Genomic DNA, 20,171 nt, shown 5'->3' with positions numbered 1-20,171 from the left:
TCTTCCCCCTTTTTTATTTAATTGAATTTTTTACTTACTTCTTCTACAGCAAGGATTAGTGGATCTGTAACCATTGATACCGGTGGAGCATAAGCGAACTCCATATTGCTTAAATCAAAGCAGGTTAAACCTTCAGTGATAGCCAATGTCATTGTATCGATTCTTTCAGCTACCCTTTCTTCCGCTATGATTTGACAACCGATAATGGTTCCGTTTCCATCACATATAACTTTAATATCCATTGGTTTTGCATTTGGATAGTAACGTGCTCTGGTTAAAGCCTGTACCTTTTGTACAACAGGTCTGATTCTGTTCTGTTGAGCGAAACTTGTAGTGTATCCGACAGCACCGAATTCCAATTTGCCGACTTTGGAAACCATTGAGTTCAATACAGGATTGAATTTGGATTTTTTACCGCAGATTGTACGGGCCAATGTCTTGGATTCACGCACAGCAGTGGTACCGAGTTGTGAAATTGTATTTGAACCTAAAATAAGGTCTTTTGATTCGACACAGTCCCCGACAGCATATACGTCTTCAACTGAAGTTTCCATTCTGTCGTTGACAAGGATTGCCCATCTTCCGATTTCGCATCCTGCCATTTTTGCAAGGTCAAGTTCCGCCCTTACACCTGTTGCCATGATTACCATGTCAGCGTCATAAATTTCCTCATCGCCGAAGCATGCCTTTTCGACTTTGCCGTCACCGATGAGTTTTGTAATCGGTTTACCTAAAACTACCTTGATTCCTTCCATTTCAAGATATTTCACCAAGATGTCTGACATGTCCTTGTCGAGAGATCTAGGAACGATTTGAGGTAACATTTCACTTAATATTACATTCAGTCCCTGTTTTTTAAGGGCAAAAGCAATTTCAATACCGATTAAACCTGCTCCGGTTACGATAGCGCTTTTAGCTTCCTTCATTGCTTCCTGTACTTTGATACCGTCATCGATGTTTCTGATTCTGAACACTCCGTCAAGGTCTACACCCTGCATAGGAGGGACGAACGGATTACCACCGGTTGCAAGCACCAGCTTGTCCCAATTCAAAACGGTTTCCTTACCGTCTTTTTCGTATGTTACTGTCTTTTTATCGGAATCAACAGCAGTTACTTCTGCTTCTATGATAACATCAATATTCTTTTCTTTATAATCTTCAGGAGTCCTCATTACAATATCATCGAAGGATTCTATTGTACCTGAGAGTACGTAAGGAATAGCACATGGAGAGTATGCCACCTTGTTATCTCTTGTGATTACTGTAATTTCTATATCTTTATCCAATTTGCGTATATTTGAAGCTGTTGAGATTCCTCCAGCTCCTCCACCTACAATTACTACTTTCATTATAACAAAACCACTTTATGATTTATAACATTAATATATATCATTAAATACATATAAAAAAGTAACTATTAAGAAGGTTTTGTTTAAAAATGAAAGAAATTGATTTAAATTTAAATGAAAATCCGTTCATTAATTTTTTTTCAGCACGATATGCGATGTCAGCAAGAATTAATGTGGAAAAGATGTGGAAATGGTGTCATGAAAATGACAAGTCCTTTTTTGTTATGAGCCTGGGATGCCTTATGAATGCGGTGAACTCAGTTCCCCAACTTAAAAGAAGAATAATTGACGGCAAAGCCATTGAACATGAATTTCTTGAAGGTCTGACACCCATAATGAATGAGGAAAAAGAGATTTACCGCGAAATGAGAGTTAAAACACCACATGAATTCGGCAATATTCTTGAATGGCATGACTATGTAAATGAGCTGTCTTCAGATATTCTTGAAGGCAGAAAAGAAGGATGCATGCTTGAAATGGAAAAGCGTGACCTTGAAAACATTGCAAACTTTTCATGCATTCCATGGGTTGACTTTGACATGCTTACAAACTGCGTAGTTGACGGAAAGGCAATTCAACCTTTAATTACATGGGGAAAAGTAAACGAAAACTATGAAATGAGCGTTTCAATTACAGTCAGCCATATTTTTGTCAACGGTCGTGAGCTAGGATACTTTTACGAAAATGCCCAAAAGGAATTTGACAATATTACTTTTTAGTAATATTATTCCTCTGCTTTTGATTCGATGTCAGTTGCTTCAAGCTTCATTATGACTGGCCTTAAACCGTCATTGCATGAAACAATAGCTACACCGGGAGTTTTTATCCAGTCTGAATAATACCAAATCTCCTGAGCGCCGTGAGCGAGTGCAAAGACATACTGATAAATGGCTTTCCATGCCTCATCGCAGAATCCGTCAGGCTTTGCATAATCGGCATAATACACTTCACCCTCATTCATCATAGGGCATGTGGAAAGTCCTTCAACACCATACTCCTTTGCAAGATCTTCTTGAAGAGTTGTCTTTAAAATAGTGATTTTTACCTTTTTCATATTAAAGTATTTGTTTAAAATATATGATAATAGTATGGTAAAAAAATAAAAAAAGTAAAGTAACTGCCTTGGCAATTACTTAACAGTTATCTTAGCTTTAACAGTCTTAGCATTGTAATATGTACTGCCGGCATACTTGATGGTTGCGGTGAACTTACCTTTTTTGGCCAATTTAGTGATTTTGAAGGTAGCCTTACCTTTTGAATTGGTTTTTGCTGTGTAAGTCTTACCATTGATTTTCAAAGTAACCTTAGTCTTTTTCATTACCTTGTTTTGGTTGGTTTTCAAGGTTATTGTGTACTTTTTGGTTTTGACAGATTTGCTGAATGTCTTTGCCTTGGCAGTGATTTTAGGAGTTGCCTTTTTGACTGTTATTTTTGAGGTTGCAGTGGTCTTTAGATAATTTCCAAATGATGCAGTTGTTATTGTTGCAGTGTATGTTTTTGGAGCCAAACCGTTTGTTGAAAACTTGACCTGACCTTTGGAATCTGTTGTCAATGTCTTAACCTTGCCGTTTGAAAGTTTTATGGTGACTTTGACGCCTTTAAGAGCATCCCCATACACATCCTTGACATTGACTGTCAGATATTTACCTCCGTTATACACAGTTTTTACTGCGCTGGCCTTGATTGCTGTTGTCAGATTGACCAACGGTTTTGTATAAGCTTTCAGAGACACTGTGGCATTGATTGTACTTAAATCAATCCATTCAGTACCATTTGTTGCAGTTGAAACACCCTGATGATATGGAATGTTTGAACTGGTAACCAAAGGCATGGAATGGGTTTTCATGAGAATTTCAAAAGTATCCCCCGCCCTTACAGGAACATATTTTTCCAATTTGATTGTATGATAACCTCTAAATGGTGCTTTTCCGCTTTGGGAGTATTTCAATACATCGTTTACATAAATTTCAAGTGAATAATCTTCATCCAAAGCATCGAAGTATGTTCCGACAGCCGCAATGAAATCGTCTTCAATTGCCACATATGAATTCCTGTAGGAATAGTTTTCGGATTTGTTCTTGATTGTGACTTCGCCGGAAACGTCTGTCTGATAATTTTTTGTGTAATTTTCGGTGTTTTCAAAGACGAATGCCACCTCAACTGATTCGTTGTTGAATACTGTGTCATAGTATGATATGTAGATATATCCGTTATCATAGCTATCCGGACCGTAGCTGTTTTTCACAATCCATGCTCCGTTGCCCGGAGGAGCAATGTTGAAGTTTCCTGCCGGATAATTGTCATCCCATCCAACTACACAGACTGCATGAGATGGACTTGTAGCCACTGTTTCATTATAATACCATGCGGAAGTGTTCCTGTTGAAGTATTTTGAATTATAATCCACAAACATGTCGGAAGTTATGGCACCGTATTTTATGATTGCCTCTTTAAACTGATCAATGTCGCTTAAATTGCCATTGCGCGGATTAGTCCATATCATATCCTGGACATGAACCGCATCTGATGAAATGATTGGTCCGCTTACCTTTCCAATCATGTCAAATTCACCGTATTCAACCGGCAATGCCCCATACCAGCTCAGCATGTAATGTCCCACAAAGATAGTCCATCCCCCTTCGGAAAGCCAGGCCAATCCGTATGGAGAGTATCTCAGCAGATTTTTATGAATATTTTGAATGGATAAATTGTATTCAACACCTGTTGATTTTAGAATGGCAGTTTCCAGAGCGGCACATGTTGAAAAGACCCAGCAGGCTCCTGAAATCCATTGGTCCTTAGGTACAGTCACCCATCCCCAATCTCTGGAGTCAAAACGTGAAGGAAGCTTTTCAACATTTATATTGTTTTCAACCAGCTCGATATTGGCTCCTTTGCTGTTGACAATGAGAACATAGAACTGGGAGCCGCTTGCATTTTCAACCAAAGTATCATTGTTATAGTCATTATCTTTTAAAACATAATATAATGGGTCTGCAGCATATACAACACGACCGTTATTGTCAAATATGCTGTTTGTTATATTGTACCTGCCCTCCAATGAGAATATCAAGTCGGAATTATTTATGAATTTGGAGTCGCTTATGATGGTATTTGTAGCATAGAGATACATCATGGCTTTTGTAACGTCATCTCCGGTTGAATTCAACTCATTGTTTTTAAATGTGGAATTTTTGATTTTCAATCTTCCCTGAGATGAATAAATCAGTGCATTGGCTCCCGCATAATTGTCCGTGAATGTGGAATTGGTTATGTAGAGTTCATTACCGAATTGGGCTATTACTGATCCGTATCTGCTTTTGGAATTCTTGAATATTGAATTGTTAAGCAATACCTGAGCCTGAATTCCTGTACGCCAACCCTCTCCGTCGGCATTTATAACTCCTCCACCCAAATTGGATGAGACATTATCAAATGTAGAATTTTCAATTTTCCACATTGAAAATCCGTTAAAACCAATTGCACCACCGCTTTTGTTTGCATGAAGGTTCATAAATGTGTCATTAGCCAAGTATACACTCACCATAGATGGACAGTATATTGCTGTGGCATACTGTGAAGTTGAGTTTGCAAATGTTGTGTTGACTATGGAGATTTGCTGCTCTTCGCCTACGTATATCAATGCCAGTCCAATATCATCATAGTTCTTGAATATGGAATTTGAAATGACACATCTGTAGGCAATATCAGACCACTCATACTCAAAGTCATTTTCATCATCTATAAATCTTTCCCTAGGTTCTGGAAAATCCTGAGAGTCAGTATCTTCTTCTTCATCATCATCAATAGGTATCTCATCAGACATATCATCCGGATTTAAATCGCTTCCATCATCCAAATCATCATCAGGACCAAAATCACTCCCATTATACAAATCATCATCAGAAATGTTATCTAAGTTATCATCAGAAAGATCACTGCTTCTCGGATTAATGAAATTAATATAAATCGCAGCACCGGTTTTTGCATAACCTCCGTTGAAAGTGCAGGAATCCAAAGTTACATTTTGCATCGTATAGATGGATCCCCCTTCCTGAGCATTATTGTTTTCAAAAATAACATTGATACAGGTGACAGTATTAGTGACGAATATTGCTCCGCCCTTATCAGCATGACCATTTACCAAAATAAGATTCTTTAAAGTAATGTTGCCGTCGAATGTTTTAAATATTCTTGACTGTGAATCCCCATCAATCTTATGGTTGTTTCCATCAATTGTCAGACTCTTATTAATTATCAAACCATCACAGGAACCTGATTTGTAAATGTAGTCCTGTGTGAGGTTTAAAATACCCCCATCTTCAGCATCATCAATTTCTGTTTTCAAATCATCGAATGTCTTAACTTCACTGCCCTTATCTCCAGTAATGACAGCATTGTCTTCAACGCTTATTATTTCATCTGCTGTTTTTTCAAAGTCCGTTTCGGCCGATAAGGCATTTATATCCAACTCAGCTGCACTTACGCTGGCTATACAAAACAAACATATAAAAAAACAAAGGAATATTAAATTTTTTATTGATTTCATTTCCCTTTCCCCTAATTATATTAACAATTGAGTTATTAACTTATCATATAATTATAAATATTCATATAACTATCGATTTAATGCTGAACAAGAAATGTAGTCAAAAGTATTAATGCATAATCCAATTGTCTCTAAACTGACATATTCAATTTTTTCATAACTGTTCATTTAAAAAAAATATCAAATTAGCTCTAAATCTCTGCCAACACGTTATTTTCCGTTATTTTTCAATAACTGCAGATTCTCTTTCAGAACTGAATAAATATTTTCCGCACCTACAATATCCCCGTCAGGCACTTTCCAATCTGAAGGATATAAAATAAACGGTTCGGACTGCATACCACCTATTCCTCCATGGCTTCCAATCAGCTCTTCAAATGCACAGACCTCATCTTTTTCAGCCTCATAAAAACTGTTTACCAGAATATCCGGGAGGTGATTGAAAGTGCAGTGCCTTTTGATTTTTTCAGCAGCATTTTTACCGTAGTTTTTAAGAGGATCTTCACCTTCAATCTTATCACTGTCAAGGAAATATTTGCCGTTTTTGCTTAAAACCAAATTGCCGTGCTCTTGTGAATAGACCACTATGAAACCGATGTACTCATTGTCAAGGATGCCTGGAATAAGGTCAGGGTATTGTTCCATCAGTTCCTCATAAGTCAATCTGTAATCCCATTGAGTCAAATTAATCAGTGCTAGATTTCCTGATGCAAGTACAGTTACCTGGGATTCTATGCATTCATCCTCTTCCTCTTCTTCATCCTTTTTGCGTGAAAAAGGATTGAAAATTTCTGTGTGGTGGTCTTCCTGTGATGAGAGATTGGCATAAATGGACATGTCCTCCGGAAGCAGTGAAATAACGAATTCCTCAAAGGTCTTTCCGTATCTCTGTGTGAATGTTGCCCCTTTACTTTGCCCGTGGTCTGACTGAATTACAAACTGATATTCTCTTGAAGCATACCTGCTTCCTTCAATTAACCGTTTGATATGCTTATCTATTAATCTGAGGGCATAATATGAATCCTCATCTTCAACGCCTGAATGATACGCTATTTCATCATAGCCGAGATATGTGGAATATGCAACGTCAATATCCCCCACCATCACGTCTCCAATCAATGTAGCAGTGTTGGCTTCGCTCAAAAAGACATTTGTTCCGACTCTGATGGAAGCGTACTTGAAATCCCTGTCAATTCTTGGTTGAATATCTTCAACTTTATGCTTTCTTTGTGAACGAAGCTCCTTAATCAAATCATATAATCCCAAAAGTGCAATACGTGCTGTATAACTTGGACTTGAATACAGGGAAAACCATGCAGTGTTATATAATTTTTTAAAGTTTCTGAATTTACTTGATGTTAAAATAATGTCTTTAGCATCACCGGAAAATAGATTTGACCGGCTAGCTCCATTATCTGCAAGCAACCCATTTCCATCGGAAATTCTCTCTTCCAATACTTCAATATCCTTTAAAGAGGAACATTCGACAATTTTATTATTATTTTCCTTTTCAACCCATCTGAAAGCAACAATGTCACTGTTGTTTCCATGCAGGATTCCGGCCTGGCTTGCTCCGGTCTGAGAAGACAGATCGGTAATCCAAGGTTTAAGAGTGTGAGTTTCTGATTCAATTAGCTTTTTAACATTGTTCATATAACCGCTTTCAATAGCTTCACGCAGCATTCCATAGGAAAGACCGTCAACTTCTACCACTATAACACCTGGATAATCCTTAACTTCCTTTTTCCTTTTCTTTCTTGCATCCCTCAAAACAACCCTATAATATGAAGTATCATCATCAATAGTCAGAATTGCTGTTAACAGAGTATTTACTGCAGTTAATACAAATGCCGCAACTAAAAAGCCATATCCAACCAGGTTAATGTAAAACATCGGTGCAATAATCACTATTATAATAGCGTTCACTATGAATAAAGCAAAACCAAATGTCAAAAGTATGAACGGCAGGAATAATCTAGTGATAATCGGCCACAAAATAGCATTTACTAAACTGTAAAATAAAACAAAAAGAAGAATTCATCAAGATACTCAATCTCAACGCCTAAACCGAAATAACTGACCACATACATGGCAATTACGTTTGCAAAAAATAATATCAAGGTTCTTTTAATCGAAATATTTCGTGGCGGTTTTTCACTAATTCTTTCCATAACAATTATTATATTTATTTATGTTAAAAAATATTTCCCATCTATTTTTATCTCAGACGCTAAAAACATAAAAATAAAAAAACCAGCAAAACAATAATAAAAATACCTTTCCATCAATCAAATAGCTATCTGCATTTAAATCCAAGCTCATTAAGGATTTTTTGCAGGTATTTCTTTTTTAAAACAAGTTCACGTTTGTTGGCCAATTTGTCGCTGTTTGGCTGCGGAACCTTTTCATTCAGTCTTGAAGCTCCCAGATATTTGGTATCCCCTTCACGCAACTTGTGGGCCTCGCCTCTGTCAATGGCCTTTTTTATTATATAGTAATCGCCAAAAAGCACGTCAAAGTCATTGCTTAAGTAATAGAGTTCCAAATCAGTGATTATGTCATTGCAATACCATATTATCAGGATTGACTCATACTTAAACAGTTCATAAAACTCAATCAGGTTAAAATAATCCAAGTCAGCCAGTTTAAACTTGCTTGCAGGGTATCTTTTACCGCAGTTCTTGTAAAAATACTCCAATGGAGCAATAAAAAAAGTTGTTGATTCATTCAAGACAACTTCATTTATGTTTTTACCAATCAATGCCTCAAATGAATCCATGTTAATCTAGTCTTTGTCTAAAGCAGGAATTCCTGTAATTCTTAATCCGCCATAGTGGGATTTGTATTTGATGTTCAATCCGATTAATAATGGTGTGATTTTTTCAATGATTCTTGCTTTTTCCAGAATTCCACAGTCAATTGTTTTAATTCCAGGGATTTTGTCGATGATTTCAGCAGCAGCTGCCTTAGCATCATTGTCGTCACCTGCAATTAAACAGTCACAGTCTATTTCTTCAGGAATATTTGCTAAGTGGGAGTTGGAAATATTACAGAATGCACATATTACCTTAGCACCGGTTCCTTCTAAGATGGAAGCAGTTCTTTCAGCTGCAGATCCTTCCATCAAATCAATGAATCTGAAAGGTTTTCCACCGATAGCTGTTTCTAGAGGTACAGTTGCGTCCATGACAATTTTGTCCTTACAGAACTCCTTGATTCCTTCGACAGTTGGCTTTTGAGCAACTAAAGGTACTGTGATAATCAATACGTCACCTTCTTTTGCAGCATCTTCGTTTGCCATTCCAACCATGTTGGATAAGTCATAGTCTGCTAGGTCTTCTTTTGCTTTTGCAACTACATCCAATGCTTTTTCTTCTTTTCTTGATCCGACAATTACATCTACACCAGCAATAGCTAGTCTTTCAGCAATACCAAGTCCTTGTGGGCCTGTTCCACCTATTATACTTACTTTCATATATCTCACCTATTTTTTATCATATAATAATCCGCCTACGAAAATCAAATATTCAGGCAGTTTACCGTCTCGCGCATATTTAATTTCGCATCCGAGATAATCTTCAATAGCCTTATCAGTGTATGCCCCCAATGATTCAAGGGAATATCTCATTTTAAATGGCATTTTGCACGGCATGTTGAATTCTCTTGTACATCTCATGCACAGGTTGCATTTTCCCATAAATAATCCCAGTGCATCCTCACTTTCTAGCATGTAAATTTCATTCATGAATTTGACTTTCATGCGTTCAAATCTTTTTAGGATGAATTGAAGTTCCTCTTCTGAAAATTCGTGCTCCAATTCTTCAGCAGAAAAGTCAATTTTAAAAGCAATAATCTTTAATTTGTTGTATGCATTCCATACATCCCCATAAACATCAAAATCAAACGGAGGATAATTCCAGTTGTATCCCAGCGCTTCCTCCTCTTCAATGCATAATTTTGAAACCTCTTCAAAATTTACATATTTCTCCACAAACTCCCCCACATCAACATCGCATGTGAGTTTTTTTATCTCTGACATAATAATCAATATATAAATTGAACATTATAAAAGTTTCTATTGAAAAATTTCAAAATTTAATCAAATTTGTTTAAAATTAAAAATGATTGGTATTTGAATAAGAAAAGACCGTATTTCTATTTTTTCGCCAATTTCATATCCAAATTAATCCCCTTAAAATTGAACAAAATAATATATTTAACCATTGATTACACGATTTAGTGCAATTTTTTTAGTGTTAAAATTAACAGATTTTTGAGTGTCGGTAAGTGATTTTTTAAGGGTGTTTACTATTGCATGCCTAAGCTCATCGTCAAATTCAATGCATGTGCCTCCCCTGAACTCATGTATCTTAGAGATTTTTTTGACTTCAAGATATTTCAAATATTCATTCAATTCTTCAGTTATTTCATCCATCAGTATTTTAACATCAAGAAATTTATCGTTGATCTCATCGGCTTTCTTGAAAGCTTCCTTTTCTATATATTCCAAATTTTCAAAATCCTCTTTTGAATATTCATAAAGAAATGTTTTTTGAGTCATAGTTAATTTTAAGGTATAACTAAATATATGTACTTTTTGCAAAAAAATAAGTTAAAAAATAGTGACTGCAAATCATCTTACGATATGCTGTCCGGGGTTAATGAAGTCATCCAAAAACTCCAGGAAGTTTTCATTGCCCACATCGGCAATGTCAATGAATTCATGTGATTTGATAATGGTTTTTTTAAGGTTTTTGCCTACTTTAATAAGGCCGATATGTTCCTGTGTGAAAACATATTTCAATAGGTCTTCCGCTTGACTGAATTCCCTTTTTTGCATATGAACCAAAAAGTCATCCTGTATATAGCAGTTTTCACGGCCGTATTTTGCAGTGAAATTCTCACAGGCCTTGTTAATGAACACTTTTGGCCCCACATTGACTTTAATGTCGTTGAGCTTTGATGACGCCATTTCAAGAAGTATAACAGCATTCAATATCTCATCACTCCAGTAATCCGCTTTAAAGACATTGAATTCATTTTCATTTAATTTGCGCTCCAACGCTTCACAGGTCTTTTTAAGCTGCGGATGAAGAGTGTCCAGGGGCATGTCAGGAATGTTGAATCTGACTGCAATCAAATCACTGTTTCTTTTTGAAAATTCATCCAGAATATCTTCCTTATTAAGATTTCTTTTCAAAGGATAGAAATAATCATTCTTATTATCTGAAAATATGTAATTACGGGCGGACTGAATGAATTCCGCCATCTTATTCAATCTTAAAGCTGCAGCCACATTACGGTTCATGTCAGTGGGATCTATTACAATCAAAGGATCTCCCTTAAACAAGCTAGAAGTGTTGTAGTTTTCCAAATCTATTGAATGGCCATGCTTCCAGTTGATAGCTTCCTTTAGAGTATTTTCAAAGCTGCCGTAGTGAATAATAAGAAGTTCACACAGATAACCTGCAAATCCTCCGACTTTAAATTCAGAACCGTAAGTTCCGGTCGCTGCCATGAAACGTTTTAAAAGCAGGACCTCATCTTCTTGTCCTTCAGCTAAGTTTGCCTTGACATAGCGGGTGTGCAGGATTGTCCTGTCCACTGCGGATTTAAGCTGGCTTCCGTCTTCAATCTGATAGCATGGAACGATGTCAACTTCACATCCTTCAATATCAGTTGTAACGTAAGGATGTGATGCAAAGTGATGTTCAGGAGTTGAACCGAATTCATCACAACAGATATGAGCCAAATCAAGACCTGTTTGCTTTAAAAACTGCTTGTCTGTATCAAGGGGAAATGCAATGAATATGTCAATGTCTGATTTTCCCTTAAGAGCAGTGTTTTTTGCAACTGAACCTACCAGTGTAACTTTTGCATCAATGCCCTTTTCATCGCAGGTTTTCTGCAGGAAGTTCATCAATCTTGAAGAAACATCATCAATATGACGTTTTTCTTCAACGGTAGGTTTAATGTCTTTCAATATTAGCTCATAATCCATTATAATCACAATTCAAATATTTCTAAATCTTCATAAATCGGTCCTTGAGGAGTTAAAGTGGATTTTTTGAGAATGATTTTATCCACTGTCATTTCTCCAATCTCAACTTCACTAAATTCCTCGATTGTTGATTTGACCTTGTCTTTGCCTTTGGCGGTTTTCATACGGCCAATGGTCAAGTGGGATGAGAATCTTTTGTCCTTGTCAAAACCCAACTTAACAAATTCCTTGTCAAGCTCATCATGAAGCCTTTTAACAATTGCATCATCGTCAATGCCCAGCCAGATGACTTTTATTCTTTTTGTATTTGGAAAGGCACCGCATCCCTTGATTTTAACCGGAAACTTGTCAAATCCTGAAACTACACTTTCTATTTTTGAAGACAATAAGTCGATTCCCTCAACATCGATGTCTCCAAAGAACTTAAGTGTAAGATGCAGGTTTTCCAAATCAACATATTTGATATTGGCATCAATTTGCTTAAATTCCTTGATGATCTTATACATCTTGGCTTTCAAGTCTTCATCAACGTCGATTGCTAAAAATGCCCTAAGCTGACTCATTTTGACACCTATTGCTCTATGATTGTCTCATCAATAGCTATTCCAAAGTGACGTGCACTGGATTCAATGTAGACTTTTACCTTGTCTCCAGGTTTTACATCAGCCACTGAAAGAGGTTCATTGTTTTCATCTACAATTCTGATTGTTTCCGCATTCTGCAGTAATGTTCTGATAGTTTTTCCTTCATATTCAGCTTCAATTAAAATCAAAGGCCTTCTTTCTATTTTGCTTCTTCCGACATATGCTGTTCTTGTCTCTCCTTCAGTATTGACGATCAATACCTCATCACCTGCTACAAGTTCGGAAAGATATCTGGTCTTGTTTCCCGGAACCATCACATAGGCCTGAACCGGACCTGCATTTACTCTGAACGGACGTGATGCAACATATTCACTTTCAAGTGATTCTGAATGCACTAAAAACATTGATTTTGAATATGAACCGATGAGCATTCCTTCACCCGGCTTCATCATGTCTGTGGTGTCAACGCATACCCTGTCGCCTGAGCCCAATGGTTTTACATTGGTTATGGTAGCCACTTTCAATTCATATTTTGCCTGTGATGCCTTAACGACCTCTTCAGCAATTTTTTTAGTTTGATTGAAGTCATTTGCCTCAAATATGACTCCGTCTGTTCCGTGCTCCAATGTTTCAAGTGCGACACGTGCGCCGTCAAGGTCACGGACTGCCGCAATGATTTCAACATCTTCCTTTTGAAGGTCTGCAATGATGTTTTCAAGAGGAATGATTGTCCAGTCAGTTCCGACCAATATTATATAATCAACAATCGGACCCAATTTAACTGCCAATTGTTCATGAGCCTTATCAATAATTTTAATATAAGCACAAACTTGTTTACCTTCGCTTTTTGCTCTTTTTGCATCTGCAATATCTCTAGAATCTGTAAAGTCATCGTTCAACTCTACAAAACCGTCTCCTTCACCATTTATTCCGACAAGATAAATGTCAGCGTCATCTGAATTTGCAATGATTTTTACATTGCCCAATTTTCTGATGTTTTCGATGTCATCGAAGTCAAGGACATGGTCAATTCCTGATTCAAGCGCAGTGGTAATCATTTCCTTTTTGTCTTCCCACAGTTCATCAGGAGTGCTTATCCAAGCGAATTTGTTTTGCATTTAATACACCTATTTTAAGAATTCTAAAGCCTCTTCAACTTCTAAATCGTGGTGAACAACTTCGGAAATTGCCCTGGTGATTTTACCTGGCTGTTCTGCCTGGAACAAGTTACGTCCAAACGCAACACCTGCACCACCAACTTCAAGAGAATCTTTAACCATCTGGAGTAATTCCTCATCGGTTTCCACTTTAGGACCGCCTGCAATTACAACAGGTACGATTGCTCCTTCAACAACTTCCCTGAATGAATCAGGATCACCGGTATAATTGGTTTTGACAATGTCTACACCAAGTTCTGACCCTACACGTGCTGCATGTTTTACGAATTCAACGTCATGCTCGTTTTCAACTTTTTGTCCACGTGGGTACATCATAGCTAAAAGTGGCATTCCCCAGTAGTCACAGGTTTCTGCAATCTCACCCAATTCCTGTAACATTTGGCTTTCTGTTTCTGAACCTAGGTTTACATGAATGGAAACTGCATCTGCACCGAGCTGAATAGCTTTTTCCACACTTGTTACAGTTACCTTATCGTTTGGATCTGGTGCAAGAGAAGTACTTGCTGACAAGTGCACAATAAGACCTATATCGTTACCGTAACCACGGTGCCCTTGTTTAACAATACCTTTGTGCATTAAGATTGCATCTGCTCCGCCTTGGGAGATTTCTTCTACTGTTTCATCCATATTGATGATTCCTGGAATAGGACCGCTTGATACACCATGATCCATAGGTGCAATGACGGTTCTACCCGTATTTCTGTTGATGATTCTTTCTAAACGAATCTTTTTACCTATCATTATAAAACCTCTTTACTTATGAATTATATTTCTCTTCATTATGATATATAAATCTTGATTGTACAAAAATATACAATTCTATAAAGTTAATTAATTAAAATTGAATAAATGAATAAAAATATATAATAAAAATTACATTACTTTAAAAAATTTATATTAAAAAAATGATTAAATAATGAATTTTATGCGCATGTTTTAATTGGACACATATTTTAAAAAAATAAAACTATTCATTATTTTAGGGAAGGAGTCCACAATTCAAATTCCTTGATTTGAGGAGGAATGCCTGAATCATGATAGCTTTCAAGATAACCCTCTTCGCTGAAATAATCTTCACCGCTGCTTTTAGCTGAGTTGAAAAATTCCAGAAGTCCACGATTTCTTATTACAGTGTGTTTCGGCTTGAATGTGGAAGACCAAATGTAGAACACCTTAAAGACTGTGTCTGGATGATATCCTCCACCCAGATCAATTGCAAGAACATCACATTTCTGAACCTTTTTGAATACTTCTGCAATAACATCATGAAGCCTGACATCACCTGAAATAAACTCAACATCAAGTTTTGCCATTTCATCAACGGCCTCAGGTGAGTTATCTACAGCAATAACACTGCATTTATCAGCAATCAATTGTGTTGTACCTCCTGTATGGCAGCCCAATTCAATTACCACATCACCATCTTCAATTAAATCCTGAAGATCTTTCCTATAGTTTTTTACATTATAACTGAGTTTAATCATAAACTATCCCAATGTTGTTAAGTTCATCTATATTCAAGTTTTCAACGTTTAGGTTTTTGAGCACATCTTCATCATATGCAAATGCAAATACTGTATTTCCCAACATTGCCATGGAACTACCTAAAATATCACTCGAAGAATTAAAATAATCAATTAGATTTTTCACTTCATCTGACATTAATCCTATATCCTGGGAAAACTTCAATGAAAAATCCAAAAAATTCTCCACTGAAGGGTCATCTTCAAAGAGTCCCAGATATTTCCCGCCGGCAGAGGTGATGACCTCCTTTTGATGAGAATCACGTATTACACTTGACGTGTCAATTCTTCCAAAGGTTTTCCATCCGATAAATACATTTTCATTAAATGATTTTATCTCACCTATTCCCGGAGCGCCCGGTTTTGTCCTTAAAACCAGTCCTTTTCCTGTCTGCGCAATGACATCGCCAAGGCCGCCTCCCAAATCTACTTCAGCCATATGTGCAATCTGACCGCACAGCTCATCGGAGTATCCAAGATTCAAAAATTCGTTTAGAGCCAAGGTCAGGCTTAAGGCCGATGCGGCGGATGTTCCAAAACCCGCTCCAATCGGAAGCTGAATATCCTGAGTAATCTTAAAATTAGTATCAATTTCCAAAATGGATAAGACTTCATCAATTACAGTTTTATCTCCCTGATTTACATCAATTATGAGTTTATCGCAAGGAGATATTGTTGTCTTTACACCTTTAGAAAGTAAAAATCCGGCACCGCATGAACCGTTTTTCAGTTTTATCTCATGATTTTCTATTGTAAAAAAGCCGGTAATGTGGCCCGGTACAAAAACTGAATTTGACATGATAAATAATATGTTTTTAAATTAATTAAAACTTTTGACCTATCTCATATGCTTTTTTAAGGTCTTCTTCAGCATTATCTGCATCACCAATGAATTTAACACCGGCTACTTCCAATGTTTCAATATATTCAAGTTCAGTATTGTTTAAGAAGGGTTGTGTTTCCGTGAGTTTGATGTAATCTTGGTATATGTCTTTATCTGGATAAGCATGGGTGAAAATCATTGCTGCCTTTCCGTTAAATTTCTTGTCAGGATTGTTGAAAATTGAATAAAATCTGTCAACTATTGTTTTTGCCTGTGCAGTCATTTGTCCAAAGTATATTGGGGAAGCTAAAATCACGCCCGCTCCATCTGCAAGCTGATTGATGATTTCCGCTCCATCATCTTCATATCTGCAGTCCTTGCCTTTTGCACAGATTTCACAACCGCTGCACGGTTTGATGTCCAAATCTTGCAAATAATATTTTATGACTTCGTGGCCGTTATCTTCGGCACCCTTGATCATTTCATCTAAAATACGATTAGTGTTTCCCTTTTTTCTAGGGCTTGCTTGAAAAGCTAAAATTTTCATATTAACTACCTCGCTTATTAATTAATTTAAGAAAGGCATATAAATTTTACTAAAAAATTGTGGATATATTATATTTAAAAAAAGAAAAAGATATGAGTTAATTAAAACTCCTTAAAATGTTTATTTTTGTTTTTTAACTCTTCTAATGCATGGTAGGAACAATGCAATGTAAACAATGAAAAAATTGAACAACCTCGCCTTATAGAAGGCGAGGATTCCTAGATTATTTTTTTTCACTCAATCGGTTTATTGAGTATTTTCTAGGCTATCCCCGGGGCACCACCGGTTCAATATATTAATTGCGGCATTTACGTCTCTATCAAGTTCTTCACCGCATTTTGGACAAATCCAGTTTCTTGTTTTAACATCTAAATCCTTGTTTATGTGTCCGCAGTGATGACATGTTTTACTGGTATTTTTAGCATCAACAAACACTACTCCCTCTGCATCAGGTTTGTACACTTCAAATTTGTTTTTTAGTCGTTGTATGAACTGTGATAGTGGAAAGACCATGTTTTGTTCTCCTCCTATCAGGATTTTGATAGTGGCGTAATTTTCTTCGAAAACAATGGTATCATAGTCTTTTACCAGATTATATGTTAATTTTTCGATATAATCATTGAGTTTATGTGTTCTTTTGTTGTACCATTTTTGCAGTCTTTTTTGTAATTTTTTCCATCGGCGGCTTAGTTTTCTGCATTTTGACATTAGTCGGTTTACGTGTTTTATCATTTGGTTTTCATGATTTATATCGAAAAACTCTTTAACCTCGTCGCTTGTTACTAGCCAGCCGTTAATGTTGGAATTGATGTCGCAGCCAATTTTATCTCCTGTTAATGGTAATTGTTCTGAGTAATCTGTGGTTATGTTGATTATTGCATAGTAATGTATGCCGTCATATGCTATTGTGATATTGTTAAACTTAATATCACTGCTATTCAATAGTTCACGGTATTTGGGACTGGTTCTGAACCTGACTTCGCCATATATTCTCAAAGATAACTTATTTTTGTCTATGATTTTCTTGTTTGAAGGTATGGTTTGTCTGAAGCTGTTGCGGTTTTCTTTTTTGCTGTGAAATTTAGGATAATTAAAATGAGGGTTTTTTAAGAAATTATCGAATCCACAGCTTAAATCTCTTATTGCCTGCTGTAAACTGGTAGATTCCATAGCATCCAGATACGGCAATGCTTTTTTAGATTCCATCATCAACTTATTCAAGAAAGTATAAGTAGGCTGTATACTATCATCCTTTTCATATAATGCATTGTATTTACCTAGGGTTTCGTTGTAGGCTTTACGTACACAACCGAAATTTCTATGAAATCCTTCACGCTGCTCACTATTAGGAAGAATTCTAACCACAACACCAATAGTCCGCTCATCCATAAAATCAACACAACCATTATTTTTATTTACATTCCAAAAACAACCCATATTATTACTTTTCTTCAAAAGAAAAAAAGACATTTACAGGTTATAATATACAATTAATACACACTATATATAAACAAATTATGTGAGAGCATTTGACAAGTATTCTCCGACCCCGAAAAAAATAGAGAAAAATGTATGCCGAATAAAAAATACAAAACAAATAACAAATAAAAAGCGTGTTTTTAGAAAAATAAATACAGAAAACTAGTAAAAATAAAAGTACTCCTAAACTTGCGATTCATCCTCGACTTAAGAAGTCGAGGTATTCTCGCTTTTTTAAGATAAAATTGATTACTCATCAATCCATGCTTTTACAGTGTCTTTTACATCATAGACATTAGCGCCAGGAATTGATAAACCTTTTTTAATCTCAGCACCATCACATAATTTTGCCAAATCCCTTTGAGATGAACCAAAACCTGATCCCTCATGAGTTACGAATGGTTTAACTACTTTTCCAGCAAAGTCAAGCTGTTCCAATTGGGTAAACATTGGCATTGGCAATGTTCCCCACCAGTTTGGAAAACCAATATAGATTGTGTCATAATCATCAATGCTTTCAAGAGTTTCCTTGATTTCCGGCCTTGCATCTGCTTGCTGTTCCTTTTTGGCAACATCAATGCATTTCATGTAATCTGCAGGATATTCATTTGCCGGTTCGACTTTAAATAAATCAGCACCATCAAATTCCTGAATGTATTCAGCAATGACTTCAGTGTTTCCTTTTTCAATGTTTTTAAGTTCTCCACCGAAGTAGTTTTCACCGTTTCTTGAAAAGTAAATAACTAAACTTGCCATTTTAATCACCTTATTAAAATAATATTAATCAATATCTAATATATAAATGTTGCTACTTGCAACAATTATTATCTAAATAAAAAAAGAAAAATAAATAAATAGTTAAAAAACTATTCTTTTATAGAACGAGCAAGTTCTGCACCTTTTTCGAATGCTTCTGCTAAAACATCTTCATCAGGCACAAACAAAACATCCAAAGTGTCAGTTACAGTGAATCCTGCTTCTTCAAGGTCACGTTGGAGTTTTGCAACAGCTCCTCCACCCCATCCTTTGGATGAAAAGATTAAAGCGTTTTTCTCACTGCCTGTTCCTTTGAAGTTTACACAGTCCAACCAGTACATCATGTTACCGATTCTTGGGAACGGCTTGTTCATCATTGTTGGAGCACCTAATGCAATAGCTTTGGAGTCCAATATGTCGGTAATGACATCATCAGGACCGTCTTCCTGCATGAAGTACATTTCAACTTCAACACCTTCGCTCATGATACCTTCAGCAATTTGGTATGCAAGCTTTTCGGTTGAATGGTGCATTGTATCATAAATAACTGTGATTTTGTCTTTACATACACCTGATCCCCATTCGGAGTATTTTTCAACGATTGGAGCAGGGTTTGTCCAAATTTGACCGTGACATGGAGCAATCATTTTGATTTGTTCCAAAAGACCGTTTTCGGTCAATTCGTTTAATTTCATTCTAAGCATTGGGGAACCTAAGGTAACCAGGTTTGCATAGTATTTTTGAGCTTCCCTAAGTAAGTAATCTAAAGAATAATCTTTGTCAAATCTTTTGGAGTGACATACATGTTGTCCGAATGCATCATTGGAGAACAGAATTCCTTCTTCAGCTAAGAAGGTGAACATGCTGTCAGGCCAGTGAAGCATTGGAGCTGATACGAATTTCAAGGTTCTTCCACCGATATCCAATTCGTCACCGGTTGCTACTGCATTGATTTCCAGGTCTGAGAAGTTGTGATACTGATTTTCTAAGAATTTGATACAGTTTGCAGAGGCATAGATTTCTGCATCGGGATTGTATTTTTCAATTGTTTCACGTAAAAAAGTGGAGTGGTCCATTTCTGAGTGGTTTTGAACAAATACGTCAATTTTGAATTCTTTTCCTTCTTGTTCGAAAGCATCTTTTACTCTTGCATCAAACTGTTCGAACATTCCTCTGTATACATTATCGATTAATACGGTTTTTTCTTCACCGAATACTATGTATGCGTTGTAGGTGGTTCCTGGAATTCCATATCCATGGAAGGTTCTGCTGTTCCAGTGGAGTACTCCAACCCAGTAAACACCGTCTGCCATTTTTACAGCTTTTGCTTTCATATTCATAACCTCAAAAAAATTTAAGTTATATAAATATATATTCTACGT

Annotated in this window: 20 protein-coding genes; 1 reads left to right on the top strand and 19 read right to left on the bottom strand. The window is 36.4% G+C overall.

What is annotated here, in order from left to right:
* Positions 1 to 17: 17 nt before the first annotated feature.
* The gene (locus ACKI30_RS06485) at positions 18 to 1,349 is read right to left on the bottom strand and encodes an FAD-dependent oxidoreductase (protein ID WP_407410912.1); all 1,332 of its coding nucleotides are present in this window, start codon (positions 1,347 to 1,349) and stop codon (positions 18 to 20) included.
* 89 nt (positions 1,350 to 1,438) lie between these two features.
* Between ACKI30_RS06485 and ACKI30_RS06480 the strand changes: the two genes are divergently transcribed.
* Positions 1,439 to 2,068: a CatA-like O-acetyltransferase gene (locus ACKI30_RS06480; RefSeq protein WP_407410910.1), complete on the top strand. Its 630-nt coding sequence runs from the start codon at positions 1,439 to 1,441 to the stop codon at positions 2,066 to 2,068.
* Positions 2,069 to 2,073: 5 nt separating this feature from the next.
* Here the strand turns inward: ACKI30_RS06480 and ACKI30_RS06475 are convergent, their stop codons facing one another.
* From ACKI30_RS06475 to ACKI30_RS06390, 18 genes are all read right to left on the bottom strand, one after another.
* Positions 2,074 to 2,403 carry a TIGR04076 family protein gene (locus tag ACKI30_RS06475; protein WP_407410908.1) on the bottom strand — a complete coding sequence of 110 codons (330 nt, stop codon included), beginning with the start codon at positions 2,401 to 2,403 and terminating at the stop codon, positions 2,074 to 2,076.
* A 75-nt stretch (positions 2,404 to 2,478) separates the two neighbouring features.
* Entirely contained in the window at positions 2,479 to 5,853 is a 3,375-nt protein-coding gene (locus ACKI30_RS06470) for a C1 family peptidase (protein ID WP_407410906.1), read from the bottom strand.
* Positions 5,854 to 6,108: 255 nt separating this feature from the next.
* The gene (locus ACKI30_RS06465) at positions 6,109 to 7,893 is read right to left on the bottom strand and encodes an alkaline phosphatase family protein (protein ID WP_407410904.1); all 1,785 of its coding nucleotides are present in this window, start codon (positions 7,891 to 7,893) and stop codon (positions 6,109 to 6,111) included.
* Between the two features lie 11 nt (positions 7,894 to 7,904).
* Positions 7,905 to 8,069, bottom strand: coding sequence for a hypothetical protein (locus ACKI30_RS06460; protein WP_407410902.1), 165 nt, complete (start codon positions 8,067 to 8,069; stop codon positions 7,905 to 7,907).
* A gap of 125 nt (positions 8,070 to 8,194) precedes the next feature.
* Positions 8,195 to 8,677, bottom strand: coding sequence for a hypothetical protein (locus tag ACKI30_RS06455; protein ID WP_407410900.1), 483 nt, complete (start codon positions 8,675 to 8,677; stop codon positions 8,195 to 8,197).
* Between the two features lie 6 nt (positions 8,678 to 8,683).
* Positions 8,684 to 9,373: an NADPH-dependent F420 reductase gene (gene npdG, locus ACKI30_RS06450; protein WP_407410898.1), complete on the bottom strand. Its 690-nt coding sequence runs from the start codon at positions 9,371 to 9,373 to the stop codon at positions 8,684 to 8,686.
* 9 nt (positions 9,374 to 9,382) lie between these two features.
* Complete coding sequence (locus ACKI30_RS06445) at positions 9,383 to 9,937, bottom strand: DUF2284 domain-containing protein (RefSeq protein WP_407410896.1); 555 nt, start codon at positions 9,935 to 9,937, stop codon at positions 9,383 to 9,385.
* Positions 9,938 to 10,114: 177 nt separating this feature from the next.
* Entirely contained in the window at positions 10,115 to 10,459 is a 345-nt protein-coding gene (locus tag ACKI30_RS06440) for a hypothetical protein (RefSeq protein WP_292740911.1), read from the bottom strand.
* Between the two features lie 72 nt (positions 10,460 to 10,531).
* Positions 10,532 to 11,899 (bottom strand): CCA tRNA nucleotidyltransferase, encoded by a 1,368-nt coding sequence (gene cca, locus ACKI30_RS06435; RefSeq protein ID WP_407410894.1) that lies wholly within the window; start codon positions 11,897 to 11,899, stop codon positions 10,532 to 10,534.
* Positions 11,900 to 11,904: 5 nt separating this feature from the next.
* Positions 11,905 to 12,462, bottom strand: a complete 558-nt coding sequence (thpR, locus tag ACKI30_RS06430) for an RNA 2',3'-cyclic phosphodiesterase (protein WP_407410892.1) — start codon at positions 12,460 to 12,462, stop codon at positions 11,905 to 11,907.
* Between the two features lie 8 nt (positions 12,463 to 12,470).
* On the bottom strand, positions 12,471 to 13,601 hold the full coding sequence (locus ACKI30_RS06425; RefSeq protein ID WP_407410890.1) for a 3-dehydroquinate synthase II: 1,131 nt from the start codon (positions 13,599 to 13,601) through the stop codon (positions 12,471 to 12,473).
* A gap of 9 nt (positions 13,602 to 13,610) precedes the next feature.
* Positions 13,611 to 14,405, bottom strand: coding sequence for a 2-amino-3,7-dideoxy-D-threo-hept-6-ulosonate synthase (locus ACKI30_RS06420; protein ID WP_292741056.1), 795 nt, complete (start codon positions 14,403 to 14,405; stop codon positions 13,611 to 13,613).
* Between the two features lie 230 nt (positions 14,406 to 14,635).
* The gene (locus ACKI30_RS06415; RefSeq protein WP_407410888.1) at positions 14,636 to 15,145 is read right to left on the bottom strand and encodes an SAM-dependent methyltransferase; all 510 of its coding nucleotides are present in this window, start codon (positions 15,143 to 15,145) and stop codon (positions 14,636 to 14,638) included.
* On the bottom strand, positions 15,138 to 15,983 hold the full coding sequence (locus ACKI30_RS06410) for a pantoate kinase (RefSeq protein WP_407410886.1): 846 nt from the start codon (positions 15,981 to 15,983) through the stop codon (positions 15,138 to 15,140). The genes ACKI30_RS06415 and ACKI30_RS06410 overlap by 8 nt, the downstream gene beginning before the upstream one ends.
* A 25-nt stretch (positions 15,984 to 16,008) precedes the next feature.
* Complete coding sequence (locus ACKI30_RS06405; protein ID WP_407410884.1) at positions 16,009 to 16,554, bottom strand: flavodoxin family protein; 546 nt, start codon at positions 16,552 to 16,554, stop codon at positions 16,009 to 16,011.
* A gap of 246 nt (positions 16,555 to 16,800) precedes the next feature.
* A complete protein-coding gene (locus ACKI30_RS06400; protein ID WP_407410882.1) occupies positions 16,801 to 17,943 on the bottom strand; it encodes an RNA-guided endonuclease InsQ/TnpB family protein in 1,143 nt (380 codons plus the stop codon).
* Between the two features lie 339 nt (positions 17,944 to 18,282).
* Positions 18,283 to 18,789, bottom strand: coding sequence for a flavodoxin (locus ACKI30_RS06395; protein ID WP_407410881.1), 507 nt, complete (start codon positions 18,787 to 18,789; stop codon positions 18,283 to 18,285).
* A gap of 110 nt (positions 18,790 to 18,899) precedes the next feature.
* Positions 18,900 to 20,123: an FprA family A-type flavoprotein gene (locus ACKI30_RS06390; RefSeq protein WP_407410880.1), complete on the bottom strand. Its 1,224-nt coding sequence runs from the start codon at positions 20,121 to 20,123 to the stop codon at positions 18,900 to 18,902.
* Positions 20,124 to 20,171: the final 48 nt, after the last annotated feature.

It is taken from the genome of Methanobrevibacter sp. (genome assembly GCF_045539575.1).
Taxonomy (GTDB): Archaea; Methanobacteriota; Methanobacteria; order Methanobacteriales; family Methanobacteriaceae; genus Methanocatella.
Note: the sequence above shows the minus strand (reverse complement) of the source record. Positions and strands in the feature narration are given on the sequence as shown.

Coding starts and splice junctions, on each gene's coding strand:
- ACKI30_RS06425 (WP_407410890.1), bottom strand. CDS start 13,601: ATGCAAAACAAATTCGCTTGGATAAGCACTCCTGATGAACTGTGGGAA.
- ACKI30_RS06390 (WP_407410880.1), bottom strand. CDS start 20,123: ATGAAAGCAAAAGCTGTAAAAATGGCAGACGGTGTTTACTGGGTTGGA.
- ACKI30_RS06415 (WP_407410888.1), bottom strand. CDS start 15,145: ATGATTAAACTCAGTTATAATGTAAAAAACTATAGGAAAGATCTTCAG.
- ACKI30_RS06485 (WP_407410912.1), bottom strand. CDS start 1,349: ATGAAAGTAGTAATTGTAGGTGGAGGAGCTGGAGGAATCTCAACAGCT.
- thpR (WP_407410892.1), bottom strand. CDS start 12,462: ATGAGTCAGCTTAGGGCATTTTTAGCAATCGACGTTGATGAAGACTTG.
- ACKI30_RS06480 (WP_407410910.1), top strand. CDS start 1,439: ATGAAAGAAATTGATTTAAATTTAAATGAAAATCCGTTCATTAATTTT.
- ACKI30_RS06405 (WP_407410884.1), bottom strand. CDS start 16,554: ATGAAAATTTTAGCTTTTCAAGCAAGCCCTAGAAAAAAGGGAAACACT.
- ACKI30_RS06400 (WP_407410882.1), bottom strand. CDS start 17,943: ATGGATGAGCGGACTATTGGTGTTGTGGTTAGAATTCTTCCTAATAGT.
- ACKI30_RS06445 (WP_407410896.1), bottom strand. CDS start 9,937: ATGTCAGAGATAAAAAAACTCACATGCGATGTTGATGTGGGGGAGTTT.
- ACKI30_RS06440 (WP_292740911.1), bottom strand. CDS start 10,459: ATGACTCAAAAAACATTTCTTTATGAATATTCAAAAGAGGATTTTGAA.
- ACKI30_RS06395 (WP_407410881.1), bottom strand. CDS start 18,789: ATGGCAAGTTTAGTTATTTACTTTTCAAGAAACGGTGAAAACTACTTC.
- npdG (WP_407410898.1), bottom strand. CDS start 9,373: ATGAAAGTAAGTATAATAGGTGGAACAGGCCCACAAGGACTTGGTATT.
- ACKI30_RS06475 (WP_407410908.1), bottom strand. CDS start 2,403: ATGAAAAAGGTAAAAATCACTATTTTAAAGACAACTCTTCAAGAAGAT.
- ACKI30_RS06460 (WP_407410902.1), bottom strand. CDS start 8,069: ATGGAAAGAATTAGTGAAAAACCGCCACGAAATATTTCGATTAAAAGA.
- ACKI30_RS06410 (WP_407410886.1), bottom strand. CDS start 15,983: ATGTCAAATTCAGTTTTTGTACCGGGCCACATTACCGGCTTTTTTACA.
- ACKI30_RS06455 (WP_407410900.1), bottom strand. CDS start 8,677: ATGGATTCATTTGAGGCATTGATTGGTAAAAACATAAATGAAGTTGTC.
- cca (WP_407410894.1), bottom strand. CDS start 11,899: ATGGATTATGAGCTAATATTGAAAGACATTAAACCTACCGTTGAAGAA.